The sequence below is a fragment of the Mycoplasma sp. 394 genome, from assembly GCF_054353895.1.
Genome location: NZ_JBTHHL010000001.1, coordinates 148429 through 162186 on the forward strand (window position 1 = coordinate 148429; position 13758 = coordinate 162186).

Here is a 13758-nt window from a genome sequence, read left to right on the forward strand (position 1 = left end):
TATATAAAAAAATGGAATTTGATATTTTTAAGGTATTTAGAGACCGTCAAATTACTAATTCAATACTCATTAATAACAAACAAAATACAATAAGAGTCTTGAAGTCTAAAAACATTGATGATAGTGGAAAAAGTATCAGCGAAATAGAAAATTATGATTCTTACATCCTGGATGTTGTTGCAAAAAAATTAGATGTCTATAAATATCTTGATTATGAAAATGCTTATTTAACACCTAATATGACTTATAAACCTAGGCTAATATCAAAACCAAAGGGTTATCTAACAAACGGATCAGTAGCGATATTAATACCTAAGAATAATTTAAAGTTAAATGACAAACAAAAAGAATATATTTCAACCGATGAGTTTAGAAAGTTCTATCATATTGCACGAAATTATCAAACTCGTTCAATAAACATTGATTCTTCAAGTGTTTTTTGATTCGGGAAAAACAAGGAGCTAAATTAGATGTATAAATTATTAAGCGATTTCTTCGATGATAAGAATTATGATTTAAGAATTTCAAAAAATTCTAGATGAATTGATCAAAAGTGTACATATGATGTTTTGTCAATAGTTTCTGATTGTATTTTAGAATATATCAATAATAAAAAGGATACATTTAAAGTAAAAGACATTTGATTTAATGAATATACAGTTATAAATGTTTCAAATCTATTTACCAAACCAAATCCAACTAATAAATCATCAAGAGAATACGATAAATATTTTGGACAACCTATCAATTTACTTGTATATGCAGGAGTTTTAAAACAAAACAAAGTAAATAATGTAAGGCACTTTGAAGTAATTAATAAAAAAATTTTAGAATATATTGCATTAAGACCAATGAATGCTCTAAACTTCTTATACGAGTATATCAAAAAGGTTTTAAAAGATACTGATATATATCATTATTTTGTGAATTTTTTAAACAACACCAATGCTTATACCTTTAAATATTAAATGAACATTTAACAAATTTTTATAAACAAAATACAAAAATTAAGGGGACATTAGAAATTTATAGAATTTTTACTAAAATTATAAATCCACTTTCATTTGTAAATAAATCCTTAGGAACTAAAAAAGGTTATTTGTCTAAAAATATTATTACATTAGATGATTTAACATACAATAAAACAAATTTTAGAGATCTAAAACCTAAAAATATGTCTAGAAATGACTATGCACAAGTTATAAATAAGAAAAATTAATGAGACAACATATCGAAAATACTTAATCGATAAAGCAAAAAAAGCAATAAAAATGTTGAATCAAAAATATAATAACAATAAAAGTGAAATTATAGGATTAACGGATAATAACGATGCAACACAAGTGCTTCATATCTTTCCACAGTCTAAATTTCCACAAATAGCAGATTATTTAGAAAATTTAATTGCACTAACACCAAATCAACATTTCTTAATGGCACATCCGAATAATAGCACACATTATATTGATGTAAATTTTCAATATTTAGCATTAGTCGCTAAGACATTTACAATTAAAAGTGATATCGAATCTGGAAATGAAAACTATTCATTTAGTAAATTTATTAATGTATTGAGATGCGGGTTAAATACAGAGAAGTTCGATAATATAGAAAACAAAGATTTTTTCATAATTATAGAAAAAATTGATTTAATATATTCACAATTTGGAAATGATAATCAATATAAGGAAGAAATTAGGATAAATAAACAAAGGATATTTAATTAAATTAAGGAAAATATGACACAAAAACAAAATTTTGAATACAAATTAACAAACGGATATAATATGAAACCAATACTACCGAAAAAACCTATTACATTTGATAGGTTTGACGAAGATTATGGAATACATCCTGTTATTTTCTTTTACAGCGATCTAACAGGTTCATTTTACTATCTTAAATCTAGAAGTGCATATAATAAAAAACAAATCCAAAGAAAACCGTATGAATATGAAGTTTTAATTAAAAAGTCAGGCAATGGATTGCTATATAATGACAGTTATATAGATACAACACAAATTTATAAATTAAATATTGCAAAGGAAGATTTATACAAGGTTTTTGAAAAGGATTCTGTCTTATTTTTAGATACTGAATATTTTAATATAGATGATATTGATGAAATTTATTCACAGTTATATCGTAATTTAAAAAATAATCCTCCGTTTGTTTCGATAAGTCAGATATATTTTTATGATGAAGAAGTTAAATCAAGAACACTTTATAGCCATCAAAATTTTCTTGATATGGAATTAAATACATATAAATCAAAAAGTAATATTTCAGTTGAACAAATTATACAAAAACAAGAGTTATATAATGAAATTATAAATTATCGTAACAACAATTATGATATTCTGTTTGAACTTAAGGAACTATCAAAAGGTTGTGATTTAGAATTAACTGATATTCATAATGAAATTAATTTTTTTAATGAATATAAAAATAAGATTTCAAGTGAATTTTCAAGTTTTATTACAGATAATAAATTTGATTTTAATAAATATTATTCAAGCCAACTTGAACAAATATATTTAGGTTTAAAAGCAAATTTAGATGTTAAAAAATATACAAAAAATATTTTTAATGGTTTTCAAATGCAACAGATAAGACTTGGTTTACAAAAAGATTATATATTAGATAAGGTATATTTATATATAGATCCAAAATACGATTGAAAACAAATGCAAGAGATAAGAAAAGGACTAGAGTTATCGTTGGATGTGAAATTATACCTAGATTCAAAATTATCATATTATCAAATGCAACAAATTAGAAATACATTACTCGAAGATAAAAAGAAGGTTATTAGCGATGATGTAAAAGAAAAAGGAGTAAATAGTGAATATATGAACAAGTTGAATATGCCATATTTTGATGCAATTTTGGATGAAGTTCACAAACGAAAACACATTACATCTGAGAGCAGTAGTCACAGAGAAATTGTAAACATCAAACATAAGGTCGCTAAAGTAGATGAAATAAATTCACAGTTACATTTATTTAATGAGCAGCAACAAGAACAAATCAAACTAGGAATACATGTAGATATAAATGTATATTCATATTTGGACCCAAAATTATCAGCCAATCAGATGCAAGAGATAAGATATCATTTACTAGAAAAAAAAGTATATCAAATGAATTTAGATTTAAAAGAAAATGGTATATATAGCCAATACTTTGATTATACATATAAAAATGTTTTCAATCAATTTAATGAATTAAAAGAGTTATATAGTGATGAAAAATCAGATGTAAAAGAGAATGTGATGTAAGTGTGATATGTTTTAGCAGATAAATGTATACTGTTTAACAAAATAATAAAGTCACTAACCATAAAGAACATAATATGGCTTTATAGGCACTATTTTGTGGGTATAAAAAGTTGTCTACACAAAGTGTATAGACAACTTTTATAACTCTGAATTAGAATTTGGTAGTTTTTCAAAATGATTATCTAATTTATCAAAGATAAATGTATCAATATTTGAGTTTTTATCTTTTTTGATGGATTTATAGTATCCATATACATCGAATAAATATCATTTTTTATCTTCTTGATTATAAAATTCTACTCAGTATGTAAGTTTCTTAGAATCTGTATTTATTTTATATCCTAAAACAGATTGAGTTTTATATATTTTATTTAAAAATAAGAGTTTAGCGAATAAATCAGCTAATGAATATTGTGATGTTTTAGATTCTGCAAAACTTTTATCGATTAGTTTGTAAATATTATCCAAATCAAATTTAACAACTTCAAAGTTTAAAAAGTCATTAATAGTTTTTGTCGCTTGTGCCTTTGTAGTAGCATTAAGATTAGGATTTCGCAATGCTTCAGATGCTTTTTTAACAGCCGGCAGAGTTTTTTCAAAATAATCTATAACAATTTTATAAACATCAACTTTTTTATTGGTATTTTTTACAAACAATTCTGCAGCTTTTAAAGCAGAAATTTTTTCATCCAACTTCTTTGTGTCATTATCATTTTGAAGTTGTTTGATTTCTTGTTGTAGTTTTTCAATATTCTCTTGCGTTTTTTTAATTGTTTCAAGAGTTTCGGGTAAGGTATTAATGTATGAATGATAAGTTTTATAATAAAGCATATCAATGTGATTTTGGATAAATTCTTTTGGTTTTGATAAAAATTCACTTTGTTCTGATTCACTGAGTTTTTCAGTAAAGACTTTATATTCATCGTTTTTATTTTCTTTTGTATCAGATGTTGCAGATGGTGAAATTCCAAAAATTAAGTAAGTAGGACCAAATCCACGAGTAATTCCGTGAATTTCATCTTCCAAGTTTGCAGGAAGTGATTCATCAGTTTCAATGCGATAATTAGGATATAATTTATAAAACACATTTCAAATGTTTTTTAAAGTATTTTTAGCATCTATTTTAGTATAATCAATTTTTGAATCAAGAATCTTATTTTTTTGTAGAGTTAAATTAACTAAATTAGTATCAATGGTGTTTCCACGGATGTTATTTGCAAAATCAATTTTAAATGAAATGTCAGCATTATTATAAGTTAAAAGTTTATTCACAGGTTTAAATGCTTCTATTTGTTTCTTGTTAGCATAATCGACATAATTTATCCCAACTGCTAATGGAGTATCTTTGATGAAGTTATATACAATGCTTTTAACTTTATCTTCGGTAATAACTTTATTAAAATCATCAATTTGATAATATTCAATTTTGCTTAATGCTTGATATAAAGTTAAAATTTGTTTTTCTAAATCGATATCATCCCCTGCTTCATTTGTTCCATATTTGTGGACTAATATTTGTGCAACAGAACGTTTTCCGTTGATTTTATGATATGCATCTAGTTTCTCTAAGATTTGTTTTTGTTTTGTGTGAATATCATTTAACAAAATGATATTTGAATTAATTAAGTCTTGTCCTTGTCGTTGGTATTTATGTTTTTTATTATATTGATCAAAGTTGTATTGCATCAAAAGGATACTATTTGCTAAAAAGTTGATATTATCTTGGTTAAATGCAACACCTTTACCTGCTGTTGTAATAATTGTTGGTAGGCTTGTTTTTAAAAACGAGTTATTAATAGAGACATTTAAATTTTGATATCTGATGTCTACATCTGAATATGTATATGCTAGTCAGTTTGCAGTATATAAATTATTTTCAAATTTTACTAATGCAGGAATATTTTTATCAGCAACTCTTTGTTTGATATTAAATCCGTTTTGTTGCACTCAATCCTTAGCATACTGAATTGTTTTATCACCTTGGTATAAACATGACACGGCTGTTAAAGGAACGACACATGAAGATAAGGTTGTAAAAAGGAGATATTTAATTTTTTTGTTCATATTAACTAAACATTTCTGAGTATTTTCAAGATTTAAAACCAGCATATGAAATAATTACACCGATGATAAATACTACACAAGAAAATGCTAAACCTCCTATAGAATATGCTTTAGAAAACTGAAATGCATCTATGATGCTCCGATCTAGTTCGACTTTTTTGTTTAATTCAATGGTATAACCTAATTGGTGGATAAAAATTGATAATCCGATGATTGCTATCAAGGCCAATGCAGCAATAATTGTTCAAATAATAATTCTGCGTTTATATGTTCTCATTTTTATCCTTTAATAGTTGAACCTTGTCTGCTGATTGCATTCATAATTCTTTTTCTAAGTAATAAATAAATAATAAACATTGGCAAGATTACAAAGATAGCAGCTGCCATTTTAATATTTTGGAGTGGAACACCAGCACTGTTATCATCGCTAAAGTCCATACCAGCATTAAATAATCAAACTGATAGCAGTTGTAATGAATTACGATCTGAAACTAAAATTGATGGTCACAAGTAAGCATTTCAAGAAGCAAGAGCGGTTAAGATAACAATAGTTAAAGTAGTAGGCATTACCATCGGAAAGGCAATTTTAAACATATATTTTATCCCACCTGCTCCATCAATTAATGATACTTCTTTAATGCGTCCTGGAATTGCTTCAAATGAGTTTTTATACATAACGGTATTAAAGATGCTAGATACAAAAGGAAGTGCAATAGCAAATAATAAACCAGTATAATTAGCCCGCATATTAGTACGAAACACCACGATATATTGTCCAGATAATAAGGCAACTTCAGGTAGCACCAATAAAGCAAGTGCTAAGAATCAAACCAAACCTTTTCCTCGTCACTTTTTAAGAGCAAAAGCATATCCCATTAAAAAGGTAATGAATACTTTTAAAACAACTGATATAATAACATTTAATGCAGTAAAACCTAATGAATTTCAATAACCAGTTGCTAATGCACGATGATAGGTATTGGCAACAACTTTTGACCAAGCAACAGTATCACCAATACCTTTGGTTCCTTGATAATATGTATTTCCTTCGGTAAAATCAGAAACAAATCGAAAATTAGTACTTAGGTTTGCAACTTCATCATCTGTCATTAATGAAATTGAAATCATAAAGAAAAATGGGAATAATATTAGAACACCAAAAAAACATAACACTAATAACTTCGAAACCGATAAAAAAAATGCTGATGCAGGATTGCTGTCGATTACTTGGGTGGTAACTTTTTCTTGGTTGCGACGGATTTTTCTATGTATTAGAAGTTGTTGAATTTTTAACTTTAACTCAAACATTTCTTTCTCCTAAATTATTTAATGATAATTGCACCATAAAAAATCCTCCACGAATAATAGATGAAAAACTTACACCTATGATAAATAACAAGATAGCTGCAGCACCTGCATTATGAAATTGCGCGCTTTTAGTCATTAAATATACATATAACATTAAGGTTCCGCCACCGTATGAAAATGCATCAGTTGGGTTATTATTGAATAAAGCAAGTGGAAAGACTTTTAAACCTCCGATGATACCTAATGTGATTATAAAGTTAATAGTCCCTTTAATTGATGGTAAAGTAATACTAAAGAATTGTTTGATCCCACCACATCCATCGATAGAAGCAGATTTATAAAGGTTTTTATCTACTCCGAGCATTGCTGTGGTAAATATAAGGATGTTAAATGCTAATCCACCTCAAATCCCGTTAATAAACATTGCAATCAATGCATTGAATGTATATGGATCGGATGTGTTTAATCAGGCACGAGTGGAACCGGTAATTTTGTTTAATATCCCTGCTGGAGCAAAGAATTGGATAAATACCAGTGAAACTGCAACAGCATTAGTGATATATGGCATAAAGAATACAGTTTGTCATATTCCACGTGCATATTTACGATGTAGTTTTGCAATAATTGAAGAAATAATTAGTGAAAAGGACATCACAAATGGTAGCACAACTAAACCATATATAAATGAGTTTCTTACCCCAGTAGCAAAACGCGCATCTTTAAACACATATTCATAATTCTTTCATGTTCCTTCACCGCTTTCGGTTGTAAAAGATTGATAAATATTAATTCCCATCGGAACTAATGTAAACATTAAAATGAGTAAAAATCCAGGGAGTAGTAAAAGTAATGGGATATATAAAGGGGTACGACGTTCTAAAATTGAATGTGATAAAACGACTTTCTTTTGTGATTGTTTTTTTAGTGACCAATTAAGTAAAAACCCCATATGAATCGAGATAAAAGAGTGCAACTTACGAATTAGATATTTCATATTCTAATCTTTCTTCGGAAACTGCATCAAAGATATGCAATTTTGAAATAGGTAAATCAAAATAAATATTATCCCCGATTCGATATTCTAAATCATTATCTAATAAAAAGTTAATTCTTCCGATGTTGTTAACTTCAACTATTAATTTACTTTCTTTTCCAAAGTTCTCTTGCACGATAACTTTACCTTTAAACATCGCTTCTTCGTTGTTTTTAATAATAAAATCTTCTGAACGAACCCCAATGTTTAAACTTGGATTTGACACATTTTTTATAAGTACATTTTCAAGCAATTTACCAGCAACATATACTCTGTTATCCTTATATTCTGAAGGGAATAATCCCATTTCAGGCATCCCTAAAAAACGAGCCACGAATTGGTTTTTAGGTTTATTATATAACTGCATTGGTGTTCCAAATTGTTGCACTTTTGCAGTTGACATACAAACAATAATATCTGAAATTGACATTGCTTCCTCTTGATCGTGGGTAACAAATACAGTAGTAATTCCGAGCGATTGTTGAATTTCCCGAATTCACTGACGGGTTGAAATCCGTAGTTTTGCATCAAGGTTAGAAAGAGGTTCATCCATTAATAATATTTCAGGTTTTTTAACAATTGCACGAGCAATTGAAACACGTTGTTGTTGACCTCCAGATAAACGAGTCGGTTTTTTTTGTAAAATAGGAACTATTTCAACACGTTTTGCTACTTCCATAACTTCATTATGAATTGCTTTACGTAGAGAGATTACATTTTTTGTTAATTCTTTTACTTTTTGGCGATCGCTTTCATTTAGAATGTGGGGAATAATTTTCTTACGTTCTTGTTTTATTTTATTGTCTAAATCATATCTTTTGCTTAAGTCTTTAATTAGGTTAATAAAGTGTTTTTGAGCAACATATGGTAATCGCTCGCTATCATCTTTAAGTTGTTTAAAACTAAGATCTTCGGATTTTGCTAACTTATATTCTCTTTTTGCAGCTAAATAAATTTCATTGGTTCTTGCTTTTTCTTCGGCATATTTAGCATATATTTCTTTACGTTTTAAAATATATTTATAGCGAGTGATTAAATGCAACAATTTTTTTTCTACTGAAACAATTTTTAATCGCTCATTTAATTCTAGATGGTCAAGGTTTTCAGAAACTAAATTTGCAACTGCTTGCTGTAGTAATTCTAAATGAGCTGGGATGTCTTCAGGTTTTAATGGTTTAAAATGTAGCAGTTTAAGATCCATATTAGATAAAATTTCGGCTTTTTTAAGGTCTTCTAATAAGTTGTTACTTTTTTGAGATAGGTATTTGTCTTTAATTTCTTGTTTTTTAGTTTTAGTATCAAGATCCACTTGCTTATTAGTTTTCAAGACATTTTTAGTTAAAAGGGAAATTTCAGATGTTTCATGTGAAACGGCAAGTTTATAATCAGTATGAGCTTTTTCAAGATTTTCAATCATACGAGCATATGCTTCGTTGAATTTGTGCTGTAAATTATAAGATAAAAGTAATCAGTCATCAAAAGCTTGTCTTAATGAATTTGTTTCATTTTTACTTGCACCAAGCGCATTTAGATATAAAATTCTAATTTCATTTTGTGCTTGTTGCTTTTTTAACATTGTACGAAACTGTCAATCATAATCATTTTTTAATGGAAAAGCAATGTTAGCATAAACACTTAAATGTGGATATAAAGCATAGTTTTGAAACACAAATCCGATTTTGCGACGTTGTGGAGTAAAATCGGTAACATCTTTTCCTTTAAATAAAATTTTTCCTGATGTTACTGTTAATAAACCAGCAATAGCATTTAATGTAGTAGTTTTTCCAGAACCAGATGGACCTAATAAAGTTACTAATTTACCATCTGGGATTTTAAAACTAACATTATCGACAGCTAAGGTTTCACCAAAATCGATATTTAAGTTTTTCAACTCAATTGCAGGAACTGAATCTAGGTTTTTTTCTCGAAATTCATCTCGGTATTTTTGAATTTTCATTAAATCTGAATCGGTGATATTAATAGACTGAGTTTTAAGTTTATGAATTAACTTCTTCAGTAATAACATAAATTCCTTTCGTTATTTTTGATTAGTATATGTTTTAACTTTATTAGATGCATCACCAGGTTCACTGGAATAAAATGGAGCATATGAATTAGGTCGTTTGCTTAAATATACATATAATGAAACTTGATCAGGGGTGTCAAAATATTTAAAGAATCCATTTTGTTCTGCTACAGCTTGGTCAGCTGCTTGTGCCATCTTTGGATAAATATTATATATAAAGTCATCTGTTTTTGCTTGTTTAAAATCCACACTTCAAGCCGCTTCAGAAAGTGGAAGGGTTAAACCAGCACGAATAATTTCAACACCATAACTATATTTATATTTACTATAATCATTTATAGGTTGACTTGAATCATTGCTACCAAAGATAATATCTGCTACATTTCTACCATATGTATCTTTTCCGCTTGGAAAGGCAACTAAAACATCATCTTTATATTTATTGAAAATTTTTTCAGCAAATTCAGTTGACTTATAAGCAAAATGTGATTCAAAAGGACTAGCAGTTTTATAATTTTTTCCACCACCTATTCCTTTTTCAGGGGTATCAATTCCACGTAATCTTATTTTATATTGCTCGCCTATTTTAAATTCAGCATTACCTATTATTTTAGCTTCTAGTGGCTCAATGGTAAATGTATCACCATCTGAATCAGAAACAAGTTTAGCACGTAATATTTTATTTTTAAAGCGTTCTTGATTAAAATCAATTCCTAATGGGACAAAGTTTTTTTCATCTGTATCAACTTTCATATCCTTAATAGGGACATCAAAACTAAATGGTTTTTCAATATTAACTACAGATACTCAATCAACAGGATGATTTTGATAAAACATTTGATATCCTAAGGTTATTTTGTCTTTTATGCTTTTAGAATCTCATTGCGATAGAGGATTATTTTGTCCAGGTTCTTTCGGTTTGTCATCTAAATTAAGTGATACACTAGCATATAAAAACTTAAATACAACATATTTATCAAAAAACTTCATACGAACTAGTTTTGGATAACTACTCTTAGCATCATCGATTCTTAATACAGCTTTTTGTGGTTGTAAAAAAGTCAAATGGATTTGTTGTTTAAATTGATTTTGTATTGATGATGCGATTTTTTCTTTAATCTTATCAATATCATTATAAAAAGAAGTTCTTTTTAATGTATTGTTTAGAACTTCTGGTGTGGTTGTGATGTTATAATGATAGTCTTTTTTATCTTCTGTAAAAATAAGTGGATATTTTGAAACAGAAGCATCAACTTTATATTCAAGTATAGGGAGTTTTTCGTCATTAGCAGGATCATATTTAGAACAAGCTACTGCAGCAACTAAACTACTTGCTGATAAAGTTGGTAAAGCAATCATTTTTATTAATTTAGTAAACTTAGACATATTTTCCTTTCATTAAAATATAACTTGCCAAAGCAAATTATATTTATAATATTAACTTACTCCGATTGTGATAGCATCAACAAATTTGGTGAAATTGAATTTTTCTTGACTTGGATTATTGAAATTGTATTGATCAATGGATTGTTTTCATGCATTTTTGATTTGTTCTCTAAATGTATCAGAGAATGTTCCAGCAGGTTCTTCAAATGTATGGATTTCATCTGGTTTATTAATTGCTTCTTTTGCTTCCGCTAACACAACTTGAAGATATTTATTTGTACCACTCTTAGTTTTAGCAAATTTATCAGGATCTAAATTAACTAAGTCATTTGTTCCTGAAATATAAGACATTCCTTGTTCTAAGGTTCTTAAAGGTGTGTTGGTAATAGTATTTTTATCAACTTTAAAGTCAAAGGTTTTTGTAGTAGTAATCAATCATTTTACAAAAGCACGAGTTGCATCTTCATCAATATCATTTGATTTAACACCCATCAATGAAGGTCCTTGAAGGTATAAAACATTTTTATCGGTTGACTTTGCAGATCATTTTTTAGGTGTTGGTAGAGCAAATAATTCATCTTCGGAAAGAACATCAGTAGCTTTTAATATACGTTTGTGCAATCCAACTTCATTTAAAGCATTAGTAAATTTATTGTCTGTATCATCAATATTTTTTTCATAATCTTCGTATTCTGTTGTATTCATTTTTAGAACATCTTTTAATATTACGAACGCAAATGAATCACCTGATGAATTCTTCATATCAATAATTTCAACTTTAGAATCTGTTTTATCTTTTAACATATCTTTAGCTTTTTGGATAAAATTAGTATTTTTTGGATTATCTTTTAATGAAACAATATAACCTAAGTTTTTACCACTTGTTTTAAGATTTTCAATTTTAGTTTTATTTTCATCATCAGCAGGAAGTAAATCATATTTTCCGATTGAAATATCATTACCTTTATCATCTTTTGGTATAGAAGATCATACAAAATTTTTAAAACCACCATAAACAGCTAGAATATTTGATTTGTATTTATTATATAATTCTTCAATTGCAGATGTACTTCCATCTCTATTTTTCTTGAATGTAGGATTTTGGATAAAAGTAAAGGTGTTAGATTTTGATGGTTCAAATGAGAAGTTACCACTTTTATCATCAATTTCAGTTGCACCATCATTTTTAATATCTTTATAATTTTTTGAATATCCTGCAGTTGAACCGATTGAAAAGGCAATTTTATGTTTAATTTGATCAGTTGATGAATATTGTCCGCCCGGAAAACCATAAATTGCTTTGGTTTCAAATCCCTCAGTAAATTTATCTCAAATTTGTTGTGATACAGTATATGCATCACTACCTTTGCTTTTTAAAGCGTTATATTGAATTACGGTTTTATCATTTTGACGAATCGCTGTTGAAATCATTTTTGAGTAATCAGCACCTAAGCTAGAAAATAATGCTGAATCATAAACTCCAACCATATCATCGATTCCGAAAACATGTAATGATGTATCATTTGTCTTTGCTGAGTTTGTAAATAAACTTTGCATAGTTTTTGAGAAATTAATAATTCCTGTGTATGTTCCGAATAAATCATCCTTAGTTATAGTTTTATTTGGATCTAAATATCCTGCATTTTTCAGGATATCTTGTGCATTGGCAACAGGAGCTCCTCAAATTGCTGTAACGCTATTGCGATCAACATGTGATTTATCAATAATGTCATTGAATTCATCACTAATTTTTACACCCTTAGCTTTCATTTCATCTAAAAAGTATCCTAAAACAGGTGCATTAATTGATAAAACATTTGAACTTTTGAATAATGGAAGAATGTATGTTCCTGGTTTGGTAATATTTTCAGTTGTATAGTTTGCATTAACGAAACTTTTAGCAAAATCATCTAAATCAGTATTTAAAGATTTATCTTGTGAATTGAAATTTAATAATAAATTTTCTCCATTGCTATTTAAAACTGAAGCAATTACAGGATAACCGATTAATAAATTATAATAATCTTGTTGTTCTTCTTTTTTTAATCCGTGTATAGCTGCAATTTGTTTTCCAACATTTTGCACCCCGTCTGGATAACTGTTTCCATAGTTATCTACCTTAACTATTTCAGCAGCAGCAGAGATTCCTAATTCATTTAGTTTTGCTTCTTTTTGTTCGTCGGTTGCGTTTTTATTATCATTTACGAATTTTTGATATTTGCTAACTAAATCATTATATACATCAACAATAGCTCTAATTGTATTACCTTGAACACCACTTTGAGAAAAGGTAATTCCTAATTTAATATATCTATTCCCGTTGGAATCTTTCTTTTCTTTTTGACCATGACTTCTATTGTTTTTATCATTTTGAGCATTTTGAATCCGATCTTCTTGTGTCGCAGTTTCTAAGTCGCTTTTGATAACTAATGAACCTGGGTTACCTGGATTTCCTGGTGTAGTCGCACTACCTCCACCAGTATTATTTCCTTCACCACTTGAAGATTTACCACCTCCACATGCAGCAGCAAGTGCTACTGTGGTGCTACCCACTAAACCTGATAAGGTTAGTAAATATTTTTTTAACTTCTTTGACATATTATGTATATCTCCTAAATTATTTATTTATGTTATATAGAGCAGAAATATTTATTTCTGTA

11 protein-coding genes are annotated in these 13758 nt (G+C 28.0%); 4 read left to right on the top strand and 7 right to left on the bottom strand.

The annotated features are described in order from the left end of the window. Positions 1-11: 11 nt before the first annotated feature. The 4 genes from ACXYRQ_RS00495 to ACXYRQ_RS00510 all read left to right on the top strand — a co-directional run bounded on the left by ACXYRQ_RS00495 (position 12) and on the right by ACXYRQ_RS00510 (position 3281). Entirely contained in the window at positions 12-470 is a 459-nt protein-coding gene (locus ACXYRQ_RS00495) for a hypothetical protein (protein ID WP_458614460.1), read from the top strand. Next, a complete protein-coding gene (locus ACXYRQ_RS00500) occupies positions 471-968 on the top strand; it encodes a hypothetical protein (RefSeq protein ID WP_458607476.1) in 498 nt (165 codons plus the stop codon). It begins immediately after the preceding gene. Positions 969-1271: 303 nt separating this feature from the next. After that, positions 1272-1727, top strand: a complete 456-nt coding sequence (locus ACXYRQ_RS00505; protein ID WP_458607477.1) for a hypothetical protein — start codon at positions 1272-1274, stop codon at positions 1725-1727. A gap of 12 nt (positions 1728-1739) precedes the next feature. Further along, positions 1740-3281: an Mbov_0400 family ICE element protein gene (locus ACXYRQ_RS00510; protein ID WP_458614461.1), complete on the top strand. Its 1542-nt coding sequence runs from the start codon at positions 1740-1742 to the stop codon at positions 3279-3281. A gap of 138 nt (positions 3282-3419) precedes the next feature. Here ACXYRQ_RS00510 and ACXYRQ_RS00515 read toward each other — a convergent pair whose 3' ends face one another. From ACXYRQ_RS00515 to ACXYRQ_RS00545, 7 genes are read right to left on the bottom strand one after another with little or no spacing between them, the layout of a single operon-like run. After that, a complete protein-coding gene (locus ACXYRQ_RS00515; RefSeq protein ID WP_458614462.1) occupies positions 3420-5345 on the bottom strand; it encodes a hypothetical protein in 1926 nt (641 codons plus the stop codon). Position 5346: 1 nt separating this feature from the next. Next, positions 5347-5622 (bottom strand): hypothetical protein, encoded by a 276-nt coding sequence (locus ACXYRQ_RS00520; protein ID WP_458597372.1) that lies wholly within the window; start codon positions 5620-5622, stop codon positions 5347-5349. 2 nt (positions 5623-5624) lie between these two features. Beyond that, entirely contained in the window at positions 5625-6653 is a 1029-nt protein-coding gene (locus tag ACXYRQ_RS00525; RefSeq protein WP_458597373.1) for a carbohydrate ABC transporter permease, read from the bottom strand. After that, positions 6610-7647, bottom strand: coding sequence for a carbohydrate ABC transporter permease (locus tag ACXYRQ_RS00530; RefSeq protein ID WP_435130539.1), 1038 nt, complete (start codon positions 7645-7647; stop codon positions 6610-6612). The genes ACXYRQ_RS00525 and ACXYRQ_RS00530 overlap by 44 nt, the downstream gene beginning before the upstream one ends. Then, a complete protein-coding gene (locus tag ACXYRQ_RS00535) occupies positions 7628-9712 on the bottom strand; it encodes an ATP-binding cassette domain-containing protein (protein ID WP_458614463.1) in 2085 nt (694 codons plus the stop codon). Before ACXYRQ_RS00535 ends, ACXYRQ_RS00530 begins: the two co-directional genes overlap by 20 nt. A 12-nt stretch (positions 9713-9724) precedes the next feature. After that, the gene (locus tag ACXYRQ_RS00540; RefSeq protein ID WP_458614464.1) at positions 9725-11098 is read right to left on the bottom strand and encodes a thermonuclease family protein; all 1374 of its coding nucleotides are present in this window, start codon (positions 11096-11098) and stop codon (positions 9725-9727) included. 51 nt (positions 11099-11149) lie between these two features. Further along, entirely contained in the window at positions 11150-13696 is a 2547-nt protein-coding gene (locus tag ACXYRQ_RS00545; RefSeq protein WP_458614465.1) for a P68 family surface lipoprotein, read from the bottom strand. Positions 13697-13758: the final 62 nt, after the last annotated feature.